The organism is Paenibacillus alba (assembly GCF_013204855.1).
Lineage (GTDB): Bacteria > Bacillota > Bacilli > Paenibacillales > NBRC-103111 > Paenibacillus_E > Paenibacillus_E alba.
The window spans coordinates 163,982-184,940 of the sequence record NZ_JABMKZ010000007.1; the positions used below are offsets into that span (position 1 = coordinate 163,982).

The 20,959-nt window shown below is 43.9% G+C and carries 9 protein-coding genes; all 9 read right to left on the bottom strand.

What is annotated here, in order from left to right; translation table 11 throughout:
* Window positions 1–46: 46 nt before the first annotated feature.
* Complete coding sequence (locus HQN90_RS39325; RefSeq protein WP_173218638.1) at window positions 47–3,523, bottom strand: carbohydrate-binding protein; 3,477 nt, start codon at window positions 3,521–3,523, stop codon at window positions 47–49.
* A 78-nt stretch (window positions 3,524–3,601) separates the two neighbouring features.
* Window positions 3,602–4,594 carry an S-layer homology domain-containing protein gene (locus tag HQN90_RS12505; protein ID WP_173218640.1) on the bottom strand — a complete coding sequence of 331 codons (993 nt, stop codon included), beginning with the start codon at window positions 4,592–4,594 and terminating at the stop codon, window positions 3,602–3,604.
* Window positions 4,595–5,064: 470 nt separating this feature from the next.
* Window positions 5,065–12,549, bottom strand: a complete 7,485-nt coding sequence (locus HQN90_RS38705; RefSeq protein ID WP_173218642.1) for a family 43 glycosylhydrolase — start codon at window positions 12,547–12,549, stop codon at window positions 5,065–5,067.
* A gap of 277 nt (window positions 12,550–12,826) precedes the next feature.
* Window positions 12,827–13,873 carry an ABC transporter substrate-binding protein gene (locus HQN90_RS12515; protein ID WP_173218643.1) on the bottom strand — a complete coding sequence of 349 codons (1,047 nt, stop codon included), beginning with the start codon at window positions 13,871–13,873 and terminating at the stop codon, window positions 12,827–12,829.
* A gap of 23 nt (window positions 13,874–13,896) precedes the next feature.
* A complete protein-coding gene (locus HQN90_RS12520) occupies window positions 13,897–15,960 on the bottom strand; it encodes a methyl-accepting chemotaxis protein (RefSeq protein ID WP_173218644.1) in 2,064 nt (687 codons plus the stop codon).
* A 105-nt stretch (window positions 15,961–16,065) separates the two neighbouring features.
* Window positions 16,066–17,028, bottom strand: coding sequence for a galactofuranose ABC transporter, permease protein YjfF (gene yjfF / locus HQN90_RS12525; RefSeq protein WP_173218645.1), 963 nt, complete (start codon window positions 17,026–17,028; stop codon window positions 16,066–16,068).
* Window positions 17,021–18,046, bottom strand: coding sequence for an ABC transporter permease (locus HQN90_RS12530; RefSeq protein WP_173218646.1), 1,026 nt, complete (start codon window positions 18,044–18,046; stop codon window positions 17,021–17,023). The genes yjfF and HQN90_RS12530 overlap by 8 nt, the downstream gene beginning before the upstream one ends.
* A 5-nt stretch (window positions 18,047–18,051) precedes the next feature.
* The gene (locus HQN90_RS12535) at window positions 18,052–19,563 is read right to left on the bottom strand and encodes a sugar ABC transporter ATP-binding protein (protein WP_338042307.1); all 1,512 of its coding nucleotides are present in this window, start codon (window positions 19,561–19,563) and stop codon (window positions 18,052–18,054) included.
* Between the two features lie 96 nt (window positions 19,564–19,659).
* A complete protein-coding gene (locus tag HQN90_RS12540) occupies window positions 19,660–20,694 on the bottom strand; it encodes an ABC transporter substrate-binding protein (protein WP_173218647.1) in 1,035 nt (344 codons plus the stop codon).
* Window positions 20,695–20,959 lie beyond the last annotated feature (265 nt).

A 20,959-nucleotide genomic window follows, 5' to 3' on the forward strand; every position in this document is an offset into this window, starting at 1 on the left:
TTAGTAATTTTTAGCGATCACGATCTACTACGCATATGCGGGTCACTTATTGAAGTATCTTGGATGCCACATACGCAAGATCAAAAATATCAATCTTATTATCGTTGTTCATATCAGCATTCTTCGCTTTTGTCCATTCTGTGCTGTTGGAATCCTTACCGTAATAATAAGCTACTATGGCAAGGTCGCCTACATCGATGCTTCCATCATTATTGAGGTCTGCAGATTTAATTACGGCTGCCTTGAAGGCAGCAACTGCACTGCCAAGTAGCGTTACGCTATTATCAACCTGGGACTGTGTCGCACTTGCGCTATCTCTTACGGCTTTTGCTGCAGTGAGTTCTGCACCGATTGCATCCTTAGCTGCCTGCGGGTATTGACCGGCCGCTGTACCAACGACTGCTGTGTCATACAGACTCTGTGCACTCGCAATAGCTGTTGTCAAAGCTGTCTTATCAACAACCACTACAATGGCGCCTACTGAAATGCTCTTACTGCCAAGAGCCGCCTCAATCACGGTTCCTTCCGGAGCCACACCAAACTTTGCCTGTGTAGCTGCAATCGTTCCGTTGGTATTCTGAACACCGGTTTTTACCTTGAAGGTTAGATTCAGCACCGGTGTACTGGCTCCAGATATCCCAACTCCGGTACTGGCGGTTATGAGTCTAACTTTTCCGGCGGTAGCTTTGTCCTCTGTCACGATCTGGATGTTGTTATTGGCCCCTGCCGCGCTCACATAGTCAAATACGTTGGAGTCATAAGACAAGGTGATGTCCTGGGCATAAACACTTTGTGTCACGTTGTCCGCACTAACGGCCACTGTAAAGCTGCTTCCAGGCTGCACGCTGCTGTCTGCTGAAATGGCAGCTGTAGGTACAAGCAGTTGCGGCCAAACAGGATCTGTCGTTGCATTGCTTGTGGTTAGATAGATTCTGTCAATTGCAAGTCCATCTTCCCTTCCCCAGAAGTTCAATTCATGCACGCCAGCGGTAACATTCAAAGTAGCTCCGCCAAACATTCCGCCACTAGTACCACTGATATTAGCCCATTTATACTGACCACCGCTAACACCTTCAATACCATTAGTCGTGAATTTATATTGATTATCTAATCCAACGTGGACGGAGTCCGAATCGTAACCAAGCGTCTTGACAAGAATCCAAACATTGTAGGTTCCTGCAGTCGTAAAATTGATTTTATACCCTAGTCTCGAATTGGCAGCGAGAGAGGTTGCATCCGTACCTGACGCAGTAAACCCATTATTAGGCCCAAAAAGCATAGCTTTCGTGGTCTGTCCGTCAACAAGCGACCAGGTATGACCACTTATGGTGCCATTTACATAGGCATTGGCTGTGTTTTCTGCTGCTGTCTCGGCCTCTATGGCCACTACGGCAGGGGTATTGACAAGCACACTAATTTGCGATGTTGCGGCAGCGCCTAATGCTCCCTTAAAACTTACAGTAACATTGGCTGTTCCGCTTGCTTTAGCCGTTATTGTACCGCCCACAACTTCTGCAACAGCAGGACTTGGATTGGTATACGTTGCTATTTTTGTTACATCTTCCGTGTGTCCGTCAACATATTCTGCGGTTACTTTAAATGTTGCAGTTTTGCCAGAATCCAGCGTAACTGAACCATTGTCAATGGTAATCTTCTTCACCGTCAGTTCGCTGTTCAAGTCTTTTACAAGCATATGAAGTGTATCTGTTTTTCCGCCATAGCTTACGTCAATGCTTGTGGAGCCATAGCCCACCCCAGTGACAACTCCTTTGTTTACGCTTACAATACTGCTTTGTGCCGATGTTGCAACGACGACCTGAGCAGTAACATCTGCACTTGTTCCATCGGCATATATGGCGGAAACCTTCATGTTAGCCTGATTGGTTCCGGAAACAATATCAATCTTTTGTTTATCAATGGATGCGTTGATTGCAACTAGATCATGAGCAGCTGTCTTTTGCTCGAATTGCCAAGAATCTACCTTGAAGAGATTGCCTGCTGATGCTCCCGTGTATACCATATATACATTATGGACTCCTGCAGCACCAGAAACACTTGTTGTTTTTGTCTGCCAAACATTGTCTCCGCCTGTGTTGGAAATTGGAAGTGTCCCGATTAATGTGCCAGCAGCACTGTCAAGATGAAGTTCAATGTTTCCGCCGCTCGAACCACTCGCAACATTAGCTTTAAATGTTCCGGCGCCTGTAGATCCAAAATCAACTTTGGATACCGCAGTCCAGTCCCCATCATTGATATCGCTGACAGCGAGGTTTATACTGCTTACCATGCCTCCTGGCTGGGTAGTGGTTTCAGTGGATATTCCTCCGTTCCAACCAATCGTTTCAGCCTCAACCCTTGTATAAGGATTCAAATTTTTCAGCTGTGGAACACCTGCATAATCGCCAGTAATATTCTGGATAACTCCGTCTGCACCAAAACTTACTTTATTGATATGTGTGTTACGATATCCATGCGGTTGCCCACCCATTTGTGGATACATACCACTTTCTGCCATAGCCTTAGCAACGGTCTGAGCATGGTAGGTGACATACCACTGGCCGTTGAATTCAAAAATCGCATGGTGGTTGTTACCTCCAACACCAAAGAAAGTAGCAGGGTTTGGCAGTATTGTTTTGACGAAGGTAAATGGCCCCATCGGGTTGTCGCTTACCATATAACCAATAGCCCCTGTAGGTATATCCGACGGATGTCCACTAGAGAAGTTAGTGCAATAGGAGTAATAGTATTTCCCATTGTATTTGTGGATACCTGAATCCTCAAACAACCATGGCGGATTGATGCGACCCAGAGTTCCGCCACTAGCAGTCAGATCCAAACTGATCATATCCGCCCCAAGCTTTGCAACACGTGCGGTTCCCGGGTCAGCATCTTTCCCCGTGGGAATACCGCCGCCGAAATACAAGTAACCGCTTCCATCATCGTCAATCAGTACCGCTGGGTCAAACAGCCACGTGACATCACTAGCCCCTGGAGTACTTCTACTTACCAATTGTTTGCCAATTGGATCTGTAAATGGGCCGATCGGACTATCCGCTGTGAGTACACCAATGCCGCTTCCATTATCCGCAAAATAAAGGAAGAACTTCTCCTTGCCATCTATCGTTTTATGTGCAGCCGCCGGCGCCCAGGAGTTGTTGGCCCATTTTGCCACACCTTGCGCCCCTGCTGCAAGGATTTCCCCATGGTCTGTCCAGTTCACCATATCATCGGACGAAACAACCGTAATTTTATTAATCTTACCGTATCCGTTATCCTTCACTGTCCCGTCAGCATTGTACTCCAATACATCATTGGTCATGTAGACATAAACTCTGCCGTTATAAACCATGGCATAGGGATCGGCACCAAACTTTTGCGTAAATAGCGGATTGTTATTACCCGGTGTTTTAGCCAGCGCTGGAGTGAGCGTCGAAGCAGCTGCCTGCTTCTCCATAACTGGGCTTAATGTGAATGCAAGAGTTAAAGCCATCGTCATTCCTAGCATTTTCTTCAATTTCTTCATAGAGCAACCTCCGATTTATTATTTGAATTTTCAATTAATTATAGATTTGACTCAACTCCGGAAGCCGCCATCTTTAATCTACATGTTCAATACCCTGTGTATAATAACCGCTGCTTCTGCTCTTATCGCTGTATCATTTGGCTTGATCATGCCATTGTAGCCCTGAATGATTCCTTTCTTGAATAATTGAGCCAAGGGGCCTGCTGCATAAGAAGCTACCTCACTCGAATCACTAAAGTTGGTTAAGTCTGAAACTGACTCATCCAGCATTTTTCCAGCTATTTTCATTGCTCGTGCAGCCACCACCATCATATCCTGTCTGGATATGCTTAGCCTCGGCTCGAACTGGCTGTCGCCCGTTCCCTGAGCAATGCCAAGTTTCCTGGCTACCCCTACCTCATGGTAATAATAGTCGGACGGTTCTACATCATTGAAATTGCCATCTACTTCAGAATTAAGATGTAGAGCTCTGACCAGCAAGCAAATGAAGTCTGCCCTGGTAATATTGTCCCCCGGGCTAAAGGTAGTGGCCGACGTTCCTTTGATGATTCCCGCAGATGCTAGCGCTTCTATCTCCGTATTTGCCCACTCATAGCCTTGGAGATCGACGAAGGCAGTTCCATAACTGTATACAGTTGCTGCAAGACTCGAATCCAGAGCCTTCACGGATACCAGCTTTATATTGGCATTGCCCTGGGCCTTCCCTTTGAAGTTGATGGTACTCAAGGCTAATTTCCCTTGAACTCCGGCCTTCTTCCCAACCTGTGTAAAGGCTATCGTCATTTTCCCGTTATCCACCTTGGGCGGTATGTAAAAACCCTCCAGCTTCGACTCCCCTTTAACCAACTCAACGATCTCAGGATCGAATGTAATCTGTACTTCATAAGCATAAAGGTCTTTCAAGTTGTTTCCATTCACCGTGACTTCCAGCTCTTGATCAAGTAAAGCGCTTTCAACGCTTTTACTCAGCGTGAAGACGGCATCCCCTTCTGCATATCCTGCTCGGGGGAAGCAAGCAGCTATCATCACTGCAATTACATATAATACGAAAGTTAATTTCCCTTTTCTCATGTTAATCTCCTTAGCATGCATAATATCCCATCCCCGGACCCACATATTGCGGCATTCAGTACCCACACATTTGAACTACCATCATCAGTTTTGAAAAGTTATCTGTTTGCATATTTGTTTACACTCCTTTCAGTCATTTGTAATTATCCAATTTACTGTACTGTGATAATTACTGTGTGATTAGTTTAACTTAAACGCAAGCACTTCAGAATGTAATTTCTTATTAGAAAAGTGAAGATTTCTATGAATTGACTCCCTACATTCTCCCCCGTATTTGATCGTTGAAAAGTATACTTTTACTGTAAAATAACAACACAAAACTTACTAAACGGTATCCAGAAGCCTCTGCAATTTAGGGATTTGCTTAAGAAGACAACTTCATGAAATATAAAAAAATCGAGTCCAGAGCCGCTAATGCAGCCCTGACCTCGACTTTTTTCTTAAACTATGCTTTCTGAACGTTCCGCTGCTTAAGGTTTCACTTGAACCTTGTCTTCATACTTGTTCATTAATCTGTAGACAACGACTGCCACTTCGGCTCTTGTTGTCATGCCTTGCGGGTTGATCATGCCTTCTGCACTGCCTGTAATAATACCTTCCTGAATCAGGGCAGTTACCGCTTCTACCGCGTAATCGGAGATGTCTGCAGAATCAGTGTAGCTGCTCAAGCCAGATCCTGTGCTCCCTGTTTGCCATTTGCCGGCAGCTTTCAGCGCGCGTATGACAAGCACCATCATATCCTGTCTTGATATTTCCTTTCGTGGATGAAATGTTCCCTCTCCTGTTCCCGTTGCAATGCCCAATTCTTTGGCGATGCCCAAAGCTTCATAGAAATAATCGTCTTGGTTAATATCCTCGAAGTTACTGCTGACATTCGCTTTAAGACCGAGCGCTCGCACAAGCAGCGCAACAAAATCTGCTCTTGTCATATTTTTTCCTGGCTCAAAGGTTTGGTCGGTCATGCCGTTAATGATACCTTGCTTCGCCAATGCCTCGATAGCTGTCTCAGCCCATGTATGGCTGCTGATATCTGTAAACTTCTTCGCAAGTGTTTCTGTAGGCTCAGTTGGATTCGTTGGCTTGGTTCCAGGCTGAGTTGGCGTGCTTGTTGTTGGATCCTTAGTTGGCGTAGTTCCTGGATTCGTAATCGTACCGCTCCCATTTTCCGTAGACGGGCTATCATTGTCGCTATTACGGTACCCCGTTACTTGGATCACTGCTGTTTTACCGTTAAAGCTGACAGTTATAATAGCTGTCCCACTGCTAATAGCCTGAACGACCCCGTTCACGTTCACTGTGACAATAGAAGGATTCGACGTTTCGTAAGTTGCCTGATGGGTGACATCCACTTGCGTTCCGTCACTATAATTCGCTTTTACTGCTGTCGAATGAAGTTCTCCTAGCTTCAATGAATAGTTAGCAGCATCCAATACAATCCCTGTCAACTCCACAGCAGGTCTGCCATTCACGTTGACAACATACTGCGCCATGTAACTGCCATCGGCTGTCGTTGCTGTAATCGTTGCCGTGCCCGCTGCTATCGCAGTTATGATTACATTTGTTTTTCCTGTTGCCGTGTCGTAAACCGCGCTGGACACCGTTGCTGCGCTTCCGGTTATCGCGAAGTTGACCATTTTGTTCGTCGCATCCAAAGGTACTACCGTTGCTACCAGGGTATCAATGGCACCGATATCCAAATTGGCCGTTTCCTTATTTAATAAGATTGCCTGAGCAGGCACACCCGTTGGCCCATTTACAGTAACCACATATTGCGCTGTATAACCTCCGTCTGCTGTTGTCGCCGTAATTACCGCAGTTCCGCCTGCCACAGCCGTTACGATGACATGCGTGGTACCCGTTGCTGCATCGTAAACTGCGCTTGACACGGTAGCCGCGTTTCCTACAACGGTAAAGATCACGGTTTTATTCGTCGCGCTAACCGGATTCACGGTGGCTATCAGATTGTCTGCAGCGCCGACGCTTAATGTCGCAGACAGTTTGTTCAACGTCACTCCTGTTGCCGGTGCCTCCTGCACAGTGACGTCAAATGTGGCAATAAATCCGCCGTCTTTGGTAGTTGCTGTAACGGTTGCTGTTCCGGCACGAATGCCCTTCAACAAGCCTTCGTTGCTCACAGTCACCTTTTGCTCATCTGTGCTTGACCATACGACACCTTGATTCGCTGCATGAATAGGAGCTATAATTGCCGTTAATTGCTTTTCCTCTCCTTTGGCAATAGCCAGATCGCCGTTGCCCAGCGTCACTCCCGTTACTTTAATGCCAGGATTCGCACTAGCTACAGCCGGAACTTTGGCCGATAGTTGATTATACTCGGATATCGTCACCGGAAGTACGGTTCCATGGCGTGGTTTGGAAGGCAATGAATAGTTTGTAGACAGCGTCCAGTTGCCGGAATTTAGATCTGTTGTTTCAAATGGTTTATACCCGCCTCCACTGAAAAAGTCAATAAACATATACCATTTGTTTTGCCCGTTTGCTTTAAACACCAAAGGCCCTTCACCAACAGATATGGACCCTTTGCCAATCCCTTCTGTAATCAGGGAGTAGTTCCCGAAGATTGAATCGCTGACTTGCTCAAACACCATTTTGCCGTTAGGCGCTGTTGCGGCATTGTAGCTTCTTTCATCTTTGGTAAATCTGTAGATCTTGTTGTTATGCTCAATCATCGTTGTATCGATAACCGAATATCCCGGATTGTAGTACTCTTTAGCATCGGTAAACGTATAAAAGTCTCTTGTTCTCGCATACATGATTCTTTGGTTCGGACTGTCGGATTTGGTGGCATCGCTGAAAATTTTAGAAGCCCAGAACACGACATATTCACCTGTTGTTTTGTCATAAAATGCTTCCGGAGCCCAGGTGCTTCCAGCTAAATCAGGTGACACCTTGACCATCCGCTGCTCGGACCAATTGACCAAATCTGTCGATTCCCAAACCATGATATAGAGGCTGCCCGTCTTCTGGGCTGCGGTCCAGTCATTGTTCCCATAAATTTTTAGATCGGTAGCAATCAAATAGAACTTATCGCCTTCCGGAGAGCGAATAATATACGGATCTCTTAATCCCTTTTCCCCTAGATTGGACGTAATCGACGGATTGCCGCCATTTAATTCCGTCCAGTGGAGAGGATCATTCCCTTGGCTTAAAGCAAAGTGAATTTGCTCGCCATTCGAGTAGCCTTCACCTGCGAAATAAGGGAATACATATCCTTGGTAATCAGGCACAGCAGGCATTTCTTTGACAGTAGCAGCAAATGCCTTCGTTAAAACGGCATCGCGAAGTGTCAAGGTTGCCGTCAGCTTCACGGTTACATCCCCATTACCATGGGCAGGGCGCTTAACTTCCCCTGTGGATGTTACCATATCAGAGCGTTCGGAGCTCCATGTGACAGCCGAGCCGTTGGCTCCCACTATCGGCAAGGTAAGATTGCCCCTTACATCGTCGATGTTATACACGCGCAAAGCTTGTGTATCAGCTCTCAAAAGATCAGAATCTGTTGGATACTTTTTCACAGTTACTACGAAAGACTTGCTGTCTGTTGCCGTTGCTTTCGTTAGATGCGCAGTTAACGTAACTACCTTATCTGCTAAGTAAAAAGCAGGTCTGGTTACTACACCGACAGGACTAATCGTAGTCACGTCACTGGACTCCCACGTAATCACGCTACCGGCTTCGCCTGCTGTCGGCAGTACGAGGTTGCTTGTGACCGCACTCGTATCGCCAAGCTGCAAACTTTCTTTATCCAGCGCGACATAGTAAGCATCAGGCTTCACTGCCAACGCTAGAATTTCGGAAGCGCTCAAAGCCTTCGAATACACTCTAAAGTCCTTCACTTTACCATTCATGTATTTGTCAGCAGAATAGGCAGGACGGCCAATGTAGTTGGCAATTGTCGTTTCCATATCGTTAGGCGTATACGTGAGCGCTGTGTTTTGCGCAACTTGAACTCCGTTTACAAACAAGGTTCCGGTCGTTCCGGTCTGTGTATAAGCAATGTGTTTCCAACTCCCTCTTGGGAAAACCGAGGAGACCGTTGCGCTTTGCTCATTCGAGTAACGTGTCTTCGTAATGACTGATCTGTAGCGTGGTTTGCTATCCTCAAACAAAAAGCTTAAATAATGAGCATTGGCGTCATTTAATGGATCTGTCGAAGAACCAAATGTGTAGACCCAAGCCGGATTGGAAGAGGCTGTATCTACAAAAACATCTGTCGCCACCGTAATGCTGCTCAGTCCGTTAAAAATACCATTCGGCATTTGCACATATCCGCTGCTGCCGTCCAGCTTGACACCGTTGCCGTTTAACCACGTAGCGTCGCCTTTAAGCAATCCTGTCAAGCCGTTTCCGGAAGAGTCGGCAACCTTGCTGCCGGAAATCTCATTCATTTTATACCAAAGCAGCATTCCGTCTGGCACGACATTTACAGCTGCTTGATAAGTTAAAGATTGGTAAACAATCGTAATGATTGCACTGCCTTCGCTAACACCTGTAACAACCCCGGATGCATTCACAGTTGCTACTGCGGAATTCGAGGATGTATAGACAGCCTGCCCAGACACATTCGTAGTTGTTCCATCGTTATTAAATAGGGTCAGTGTCGTCGTATGTGTTTTCGTCATTTGTACGGTATAGGCATTCGCATCCAACCATGCGGAAAGACCGCCTGGTACAGAAGCAATCACGCCTGCCTGGTTCGATATTTTGGATTCGTCTACATTTTGCATAAAAGTCATAACATAATAGTAAGCCTGTCCGCTGGTAAGACCACTATCCGTGAAGCTGGTACTTGTACCGCTGTAGACTTGGGTATAAGCTCCATCAGCCTTCGTTGCTCTGTAAAGCTTATATCCGGTAGCCCCAGTTACAGAGTCCCAGCTTAGCGATGCTGTCGCGCTCGTTTTTCCTGTAAGTATCAGATTCGACAAGTTAGTGGTCTGAACGGTCGTCGTTGAGCTCACGGCATCAGATAATTTAAGCTCCCCGCCAGCATTAATCGACGAAATCTTGTAATAATACGTACTGAGCGAAGCAAGTCCTGTGTCCACGTAGGAGGTACCTGTTGCATTGCTTTTAATCCTCGTATACGTTCCGTTCAAAGCGGAGGATCGGTAAATATGATACCCAGTTGCTCCGGCAACTGCGCTCCATGACAAGGTCGTCGTGGAAGGCGACGGTGTCACCGTAAGATTAGAAGGCACTGCAGGCGCCAGTGTCGTTACATTGACATCATCCATAGAGAATGCTTGCCATTTGTTTCGAAGAGCTAGCTTCCCTTGTGTTAAACTCGTATCTGTTACATCAAACACAAGTGTTTCCACGCCGTTATTGATGATATAGCATTTGATAGAACTGCCTTTTACAATGGTCTTCAAGGTGTACCAAGTGTTGGCAGTCATTGTATAGCTTTTCGTCGAGATCGTTGTTGCGGTTCCGGCAACCTTCTTGGAAAGTGCCAGTGTATTTAACAATTGCATCTGAAAATAGTAGTAGTTGTTTGTATCTTGATAGCGGAAATAAAATCCGGGATACGCTCCTCCCGCTTTCGTGTTGAACCGTGCAACAGCGGTGTAATCCTTCCATGAAGTATCCCCGACACTAATAATTCCTTCGCCGGCATCAGTCTGATTCAAAACCTTATTACTTGCGTTAGTCGGATCTATACCGACTGACCAAGTTCCCGAAGTGACCGTCCAAGTCGGATTAGAGGTGTAGTTGCCATCCTCGAAGTCGTCCTGCACAAGAGGGGTCGAAACCTGCACAGCAACTTGATAGCTTTTCCCTAAATATTGAACGGTTATCACAGCGTCACCCGCATTTACTCCTGTCACCACACCAGTCGAGCTTACCGATGCAACTAGAGGATCGGATGAAGTATACGCCGCCAAGGCTGTTACATTATGCTGATTTCCGTTATTGTCGACGGCCGTTAAGACCGTAGGATGAGTCGTATTCGCATTGATTGTATATGCATAGGAATCCAAATAATTATAGCCATTAGGTGCCGTTACAGTGACGGTTGCTTTCACCGATTCACCAGGCAAATAACCATCGGCTACCGGTACGCCAAAATAGGGAGAACCATCCTCGTGCCAATATATATATTGCACACGCGCCCATCTAGATGCATCGTAGAGTGGTGCATACGAGTTTACTCCTGAATATTGCTGATTTTCACGAGCATGGTAGGAAAGAACCTCCCTTGTTCCGTCCTCGGAGATCGTGAAAGTAGAATGCCCAGGTCCGAACTGTCCGTTGGCAGCGCTGGTCGCCATAACTGGATACGGTGTTTTGATCCATGAGGCTGGGTCAAGCAGATTCGTATTCGGTGAATCCACAGCGGATAACAAACCAATGGCGTACGTGGAATCCGTAGATCCCACCGAGAAAGTCATAAAAATTTTCCCATTTTTCTTCATGACTGACGGCGCTTCTTCCACATTGTCTTTACGCTGCTCCCACGTAAATTCCGGTGAAGATATCGTTACTTGGTTGCTGTCGAGCGTAGTTGGACTTGTCATTTTAGCAATGCGTATGCTGGAATTAACAGATCCAGCTGCGTATTTGTAGGCATAGGCCATGTACATCTCATTATTGTGTTCGAAAACAGTAGCATCCAAATCAAAGGACTCATTATTCATCGCCACTTTGACCGGCGCCCCCCATGCATCGTTCATCGGATCGCTGCCTAAGCACTCGATGACATAAACACGAAGATCAAAGGTTGCGCTTGCTTTACCGGCAGCAAAGTAAACATACCATTTGCCGTTAATATTATGAATCTCTGGCGCCCAGATGTGGTACGATGCGTCACCAGATGTATTTTTATAAAAAATCTGTTTTTCTTCCGCAGTCGCAAGTCCTTGTATGGTCGTAGCTCTTCTTAGCGTAATGCGATCATACTGATTGGCAGCGACATTATTATTGCTCGCGTCCATGTAAGAGCTCGTATAATAGTGGTAGCCATCAGGCCCTTTATAAATATCAGGGTCAGCTCCATTTTTGATCAGTGGATTGCTGTATACTGGCACATCAGAAATCGATGATTGAGGAATCGTCCCCGTAACTGTAAACGTGCCAGGCATGGAGTATGCATTGGAGTCAATCGGCTCCCACTTCACTGTTTTCTGCGCCGTAGCTCCGTCGCTATAGGTAATATCAGCCTTTGCCGGGAGATCAGGTGCTTGATCGGCCGTTGTGCTAACCGCTATTTCTTTAGTTCCTGTTGGAATTTTGGGAGTCCCCAAGCTTGCCAACACCATATTCAGCTCCGATTGGCTGACTGCAATCGCACTTGCCGCAATCGCGCCTGTAGGCTTATTGGTCACATCGGGCGACGTTACCGGATATGCCGAGCCTCCGTAGACCGTCTGAGCTGAAACCGTTATAAAGTCAGCTGTTGTATTGGCATATTTATTCGTTCCATCCGTCCAGTAAATGACGTAATTTCCCGCAGCTGAATCATAGACAGCTTGTGGCTTTTTTGCTGCAAGGCTGGTGCTGTTCAGCAAAAGGGTACGTTCATTCGTATAATGAATGAGATCCGTTGTATCCCATGCAAAAATACTGGCACTGGTTGTTGCGCCCGCACTCGTCGTGTTCGTAGCCAGAAGCACAAACGTCCCATCTTGCTTTCTTAGAATAAAAGGATCACGCATCTGCAGCCCATTAGAAGGCGACGCACCATAGCCAGTATTTTTTTTGAATAGTATGCCGTTGTTGTCATTCAGCGCTGTCCAATTCGTCTGGTCGTAGCTGTACGCAAGATGCAAACTGTCATCCATATACGTCATGCTCGTTCCTGAAGTAGCGCTCGTATAATAGGGCATTACGTAAGCTTCGAAGGGAGCTGCCTCTACCTGTTTAGCTGGCGTACTGGCAAACATGCTGACTAATAATGTTAAAATCATAAAAACCGGAATACCTTTTTTCCTCATTGATAATCGTCCCCCCTTGGAAATTCTATGCTGCATCATTACAACTCCTATAGCAGTAAAGGTCTTTTTTGTAAACACCCACAATGCATACCCATATCATAGAGATTATTGGAGGCTTGTTCAATTGAATAATTCCGTTTTTTACACGAATTTCTTATTAAAAAAAACCTATTTTTGGTTCTTTTATCATTTAAATTCCTGTTAATTCCATGATTATGAAAATATAATTTGCAACTGTATAATTTGCTAGTACAGCCTGAAGCCCCTTCGTCTGTCTTTAATAACTACGAGAAGCGATCTCCTTCTCTGCTGTTACTTGTGTGAATACATTTTCAGGCGTAACAATTCGCTTAGGCAGTGTGCTGCCTTTCAGAACTTCCTTCACCGCTTGAATAAGATTAGGGCCCAGCAACGGATTGCACTCAACGACTAAATTAATTTTACCCTCATTCATCTTCTCGAGCGCTTTCCGAGTTCCATCTACGGTGATGACTACAATATCTTTGCCCGGAACTAACCCGTATTCTTCAATCGCCTCTAGGGCACCGAACGTCATATCATCGTTATGGGAATATAAAACACGAATATCCCTTCCTTTTTCTTTCAGAAATTTCTTCATTACTTCTTTCCCCTTCGCAACGGTGAAATCCGCGTTCTCACTCTTCAAAAATTGTAAATCAGAGCGTGAAGAGATGACGTCACGGAATCCCTTCCCCCGAGCAATGGATGGCGTTGATCCCTCCGTACCTTTTAATTCAACAATGCCTATAGGTTTATTCGATTTGGGAAGTTTATCCAATAAGTACTTCCCTGCTTTCCGACCTTCCTCATAAAAATCAGAACCAATATGTGTCACATACAGCGATGGATCAGTGACATCGACAAGCCGATCAATAATAATGACTGGAATTCCTGCTTGTTTAACTTCTTTTAATATATAGTCCCATCCCGTTTCTACAACAGGGGCAATGGCGATGACATCGACTTTCTGTTTGACAAACTCTCGAATGGCCTCTATTTGCTTCTCCTGCGATTGCTCTGCATTTTGAAAGATAAGTTTAACATCTGACTCGATTGCGGAATTTTTAATGGAGGACGAATTAGCAATACGCCACTCACTCTCTGAACCTAGTTGTGAAAATCCTAAGACGGGTTCCTTACTGATGGGAGTCGCAATGGAAACAACATGACTATCTTCCTCCACATGATTAGCAGACTCCTTTACTTGAACTTGCTCGCAACCAAAGAACAGCAATAGAAAGCTCATTGTCATGATAAGTTTCGTAAGCGCAAATAACGTCGTTTTCAGTTTACTGAAATGCATAAATTTATGTTCCCCCTACAAAATTATTCCGTCTGAAAGTAAGACATTTGTCTCTCTAATTGGCCAGATATCAGTTTCAACCTAGCGGAGAGTTCCAACAATTGATCACCAATTGTTAACTGCGTTGCACAAAGTGAAGCGACTTGCTCTGTTGAAGCTGATGATTGTTGCGATACTGCAGATACTTCGAATATAGCTTGTCCAAGTATCGTTTGTACATCGTTTAATTTATCCAGGGAAACTGTAACATCCGATGAACGAGTTATTAACTGATTCATTTCTACTTGAATTCTCGCAAATAATTTATATACACCATGTACCTCTTGATTCATATCTTGAAAAAAGGGAAGTGTATTTGATATCGCTCCTACTGTGGATTCTACCTCTTGTAATATAATATCCGTAACTTGCCCCACTTCACCTATGGAGGCATTTGATCGTTCTGCTAGCTGACGTATTTCGTTCGAAATGACTGTGAAACTTGCACCTGCGGCTCCCGCTCTAGTTGCCTCTATCGATGCATTTAGCGACAATACTTTCGTGGAGTTTGCAATCTCTTTCAATAATTTCAAAATGGAGCGAACGGAACTTGCCGATTCCTGAAGACTGGTAACTTTCCGTGCTACGTTACGAAAGCTTGCTTCGGTATCCTCAGCTTTACGTAAAAGAACAGTTACCGAGCTCCCTCCCGCACTACAAACATGATCTACCTCATACGCTGAACTTGCCATTTTATGTTGAAGCGACAATACATCCGATAAGGACCTACCCATTTGTTCCATACGTGAAGTACTTTCCTCCGCGTTGGAAGCCAAGTCAATCGCGCCATTCGCAATCTGATCTGCAGCTGTATGTATCTCTCTTGCTGACGTTACAGTTACCTCTGCTGCATTGGTCATACGTCGACTAAATTCGGCTACTTCGTTTACACTTTCCCTGGATTTATGGATGAGAACACCGATATTCTCCATCATCTGGTCGTATGCCATTTCTACTTGTCCAATTTCATCCTTTCTCTTATGGACAGATAATCTTCCAGTTAAATTACCGCTGGCTGCGAGCCTCATAAACCGCATCATGTGTGATAAGGGCTTACCCACCATAAATACAATCCAAAATCCAATCATCAATGCGAGGAAAATGTTCAACCCAATAAATAAATAAGTCATATTTTGAATTTTACTAACAGAATGGGTTAACTCACCTAACGGTGCAATCGCTATGAAGGTCCAATTACTGACTGCAGATTGGCGATAAGCAAGCAATTTATTCAACCCGCTGGTGCTTTTATCTATGAAACTACCTGAAGCTGTTGAATTCGCAGGTAAAGAAACATCATGAAGGTTCGACACCCTGTTATTGCTCAAGATCATCTTACCAGTTTGCGTTGTAATAAGGGTTTCAGCACCTTCACTAAGTTTAAAGCCGTCTACCATCGATTGTAAAACGTTAACTTCTATTTGAACAAGTAAGATGAAATCATCGGAGCCAACATTATTTTTCCCTAGCAATCTCCCATAAGCAAAGAGGGGTTTGGGCGAATCGCCTAAATACCCTTTTTCTTCAATGGGCATCCAGACAGGCTTACCGTTCGCACTACGAATAGTTTGAATCCAATTAGCCGTTCTTAGCTCTGGATTCAACCCTTCTCGTTCCGTACTAATGATTTCAAGTGAATTTTGAATGGGTACGAGTGTGATATCCCGAATACTCTGATCAGATAACGCTAACTGATCGAATAGATCTCTCATTTCGGAAGTTCTTCGTTGAAGCTCAGCCTTACCTATCCCTGCATTAGAAATTTGAAATAAATTTTTAGCAAAAGTGCTATCACTTATAAGTTGATTCGATAGATCTACGTAAAACTGTTGCTTCATATCTAATTTTTCACCAGCAGTTGTGACTAAATCCTGTGAGCTTTTTTTCATTAGATCTATGATTGCGTTTTCAGCAATATTTGAAGAAAATACACCCATACCTGCAACAGAGATGCCTAGGGAACAAAAAAAGATGAGGAATAATTTTGTGCCTATAGATCGACTTGGCAGTTGAAAGAGCATACGCACCATGATTTTTAATTTTTGCATGTAAGTTCCTCCGAGTAATTGCATTTACATAGATATCAGGTTAAAACGAACAAAAAAAGAGCATTACTCGACAAAACTTGTCAATTAATGCCCTTCCCTCAACTTTTATCTACGTTGCGCCCAGCTTCGTTGACTAAGTAAACGTTGTAAGATAATAAACATAAACAATAAAACGCCAATCACAATCTTCGTCCACCAGGAACTTAAAGTTCCTTCAAAGCTAATAATCGTTTGAATGACACCTTGAATCATAACACCGAAGAAAGTTCCTACAATGTATCCAACGCCTCCTGTGAGAAGTGTGCCACCAATGACAACCGCTGCGATCGCATCCAATTCCATCCCCATTGCGTGCAAGCCATAGCCGGAAAGCATGTAGAAGGTAAAGACCACACCCGCTAGAGCAGAGCAGAAACCACTGAAAGCATAAATTAACATTTTGGTACGTCCGACGGGTAATCCCATCAATAAGGAAGATTGCTCACTTCCACCTAATGCATACGTATTTCTGCCAAAACGCGTGTAATGTGCAATATAAAAGCCTAGAAACACAACCAATATGGCAATAATAACACTAATGGAAGCAAAGTTACCACCTGGTAATCTTATCTTCGTTTGAGCCACACTTGTATAGAAGGCATTATCGATCGTAATTGTATTAATGCTAATGATGTAACACAATCCCCTTGCAAGGAACATCCCTGATAGTGTCACGATGAAGGGTTCAATCTTGAAATAATGAATGATGGCCCCCATTCCCCAACCAAATAAAGCTCCTATTAACAATACCATTGGTATGACAAGGGCAGGCGGCCAACCGGCTTGGACTAAACTAGCTGAGATCATCGTGGTTAAAGCAATGACTGAGCCGACCGATAAATCAATGCCTCCAGATACGATAACAAATGTCATTCCAACGGCAGTTATTAATAAAAAAGCATTATCGATCAGTAGATTCATCAGCACTTGTAAGGAAAAGAATCCTGTATAACGAAAAGAACCGATAGCGAACATGAGAATGAATAATCCAATGGTCACTAGAATGGGAATATGCTGTTTCTTAAGCATGCTGTTTGACCTCCCTCTCCGCAGGATAATGGCGCTTTTTCCAGCGGAAGGCAATTGATTTCCGGAAAGACTCCGATTGAATTAAACAAACAATTAGAACTACGAAAGCTTTCACAACCAGTGTTATTTCTGGCGGTACACCAATCATATAAATCGTCGTAGTCAGCGTCTGAATGATCAACGCTCCAACTAATGTTCCTGCTAGGTAAAAGCGTCCGCCTGTTAGTGCTGTTCCGCCAATAACTACAGCTAGGATCGCATCTAGTTCGTACCATAAACCAGCATTATTTCCATCCGCGCTTGATACATTCGAGCTTAGAATCAGACCCGCGATTGCGGCGCATAAGCTGCAGAACATGTATACGAAGAACATAACTGTTTTCGATTTCACGCCAGCAAGCTTACTTGCCGTTGGTTTACAACCAACGGATTCAATGAATAAACCGAGTGCAGTTTTTCTAGTTAAGAGATATGCAATGAGGAATACGATAGCCACGATGAATATGGAGAAAGGAAGAGTCAGTAAGGAACCTGCGCCAATGAACTTATAGTGCGGGTTAGAAATGGTAATAATTTGTCCACTCGTAATTAACTGAGACACACCGCGACCAGAAACCATTAAGATTAGCGTCGCGATAATCGGCTGCATGCCAATATTGGCAACAAGGAAACCATTCCACACACCTAGAACAAGGGAAATTAACAACGCTGTCCCTACTGAAATAATGACATTCACTAAGCTGCCATCCCCGTTACTAATCATAAGGCACGCTATGGCTCCGGAAATAGCAACGACTGAACCTACGGAAAGATCCACCCCTTTCGTAGCAGCGATTACTAAGGTCATACCAATGGATACAATCATTAGCGGAGATCCAAAGTTTAAGATATCAATTAGACTGCCGTAAAGATGACCGTCCCTCATTTTTATCGCAAAGAAGTCAGGAGAGTAGATAAAGTTAAATACTAATAATGCGCCTAAAAAAATTAGTGGCCAAAACAAATGATGCTTCACCATGTCTATCAACCTCCCGCAATTGCCTTCATGACATTTTTCTGACTGATCTCATCGCCAACCATCTCTTTCACCTTGTGACGATCTCGCAGCACGACGATTTTATGACTGACACGTAAAACTTCCTCGAGTTCAGATGAAATAAATAGAACTGACATCCCTTTTTGCGCTAAAGATAACACTAATTTCTGAATTTCAGCTTTGGCGCCAATATCAATTCCTCGAGTCGGTTCATCTAAAATCAATAAACTAGGATCCGTGAGCAACCAGCGAGCTAGCAATACCTTTTGTTGATTCCCGCCGCTTAAGTTCTTAATTAGATGTTCTGGGTTAGGTGGATTAATGTTTAATGCGCGAATATATTCATCTGCCATTTCGTCTTGACGTTTTCTTGAGATGGTTTTAAACCACCCTTGTGACGCCTGAAGGGCTAAAATGATATTTTCTCGAACAGTTAAATCATCGATAATACCTTCCAATTTACGATTTTCGGAACAAAATGCGATGCCTTGATCAATCGCTTGTCTTGGTGAATGAATCGCATCACTTGAACCAGCAATTGTCATTTCACCAGAATCGGCCTTATCTGCAGCAAAAAATAATCTAGCTAATTCAGTTCTTCCAGAACCTAATAAGCCCGCTAAACCCACAATTTCTCCTTTATGAATCGTGAGATCAACAGGCTCAATGGAACCTTTCTTCCCAAAATCAGTTGCTTGGATTAAAACTTCATTATGAACTTGAGCAGTTGCATCACCTTTAGGCAACTCTTCTAGCAGCTCAAGGTCTTTCCCAATCATCTTGGAAACCAGCTCTATACGAGGAAGCTCTGCAGCTAAATATTCCCCAATAAATTCTCCATTTCGGAGTATGGTTATTCGATCTGAAATGTCGTAAACCTGATCCAAGAAATGAGTGACAAATAGAATCGCAAGCCCTTCATTTTTCAATCTGGTCATGACAGCAAATAATTGTACAACCTCGCCCCTATCTAAACTGGAGGTTGGTTCGTCTAGAATTAACACTTTGGCCGAAATACTTAAAGCTCTGGCAATCGCTACAAGCTGTTGAACAGCTACAGAATACACATGCAAAGGTTGCGTAACGTCGATTTCAAGATTCATTCTCTTCTTCAGTAATTGTGCAGCATCTTCATTCATTTTTTTCCATAAAATGCGACCGAAACGACGTGGTTCACGTCCAATATAAATATTTTCAGCTACGGACAAGTTTGAACAGAGGTTAACCTCTTGGTAAACCGTACTAATACCTGCATTTTGCGCATCAAGCGGGCTAAGAATTCGAACTGGCTGATTATCCATCTCAACGACACCTTGATCGATGGAGTGAACACCTGTAAGTACTTTAATTAGAGTAGATTTCCCCGCCCCATTTTCACCCATCAATGCATGAACTTCGCCAGGGAACAATCTGAAATTAACATTCGTTAACGCCTTAACACCGGGAAACTGCTTATGAATTCCGGTCATCTGCAATACCGGACCACCTTGTTTCATCATGCCACTCCTCTCCTATATGAACGAGAGCTGCTCCATGCAAACAAGATGGAGCAGTTCTGCCCTTTTATTTATGCTAAATAGGTTGTAGACAATCTCTTAGTACTGACGGTTCGGCAATTCACGTTTCGCATCTTCGGAAGTAAATACGCCTTCTTTTGTAACAATTCGTTTCGGAAGTTCTTTACCGCTCAGTACATCTTTAGCTGCTTGCATCAGTTGCCCACCAAGGAGTGGGTTACATTCTACGATGAAGTTAATTTTCCCTTCGCTTGCCGCTACGAAGCCGTCTTTCACACCATCAACTGAGATAATGATGATATCTTTACCTGGTTTAAGACCTGCTTCTTCAATCGCTTGAATTGCGCCAAGTGCCATATCATCGTTATGTGCGTAGAGAACATTAATGTTCTTATTAGCTTTCAAGAATGCCTGCATAACCTCTTTACCTTTGGCACGTGTAAAATCACCCGTTTGTGAAGCAATGATTTTAAGGTTTGGATTTGATTTAATAATTTCACCAAATCCAGCTTTACGATCATTTGCAGGAGCAGATCCTGTAGTTCCTTGAAGCTCTACGATATTAACTGTTTCTTTCGCATCTTTATATTTGTCAACCAACCATTTTCCTGCGCTACGGCCTTCTTCCACGAAATCCGAACCAATGAATGTTTTGTAAAGCGAAGTATCCTTCGAATCTACAGCTCTATCTGTTAAGATAACAGGAATGCCAGCATCTTTTGCTTCTTTCAATACTGTGTCCCAACCGGATTCAACAACCGGTGAGAACGCGATCACATCAACTTTTTGTTGAATATATGTTCGAATAGATTTAATTTGATTTTCTTGTTTTTGTTGTGCATCGGAGAATTTCAATTCAATTCCAGCTTCTTTAGCAGAATCTTGAACGGATTTCGTATTCGCTGAACGCCATCCACTCTCAGCACCTACTTGAGCAAAACCCATTGTGATTTTCTTGTCAGCTTTAGCTGTAGCTGCTGCTGCTGTGCTTGGGCTTACAGTCGCTGCCGCACTAGTGCTGCTCGCTGTCTTACTATCTCCTGAATTACCACACGCTGCTGTGAACATCATCATTGCTGAAGCTACTAAAACTACCCCTAGAGACTTTTTCATTTATTTTTCCTCCCTTATTCACCTGTTTGTTTCGGTGTAGCTAAATTATAGGATACGAATTGTGGGAGGGTATACGGAGTTTCATTGACACTTCTTATAAATTATTATTCATTTTTTGATCAACCCGATTTAAAACTTAAATTTTCTATGCCAAAAGTGTAGTTTTTTGTTTCATGATTGCGTTTTCAAAACAATTGATTCATAATTTATACTAAGAATTTGACAAATCGGAACCAATGAAAGGTTATCTTACTATGGGCTTATA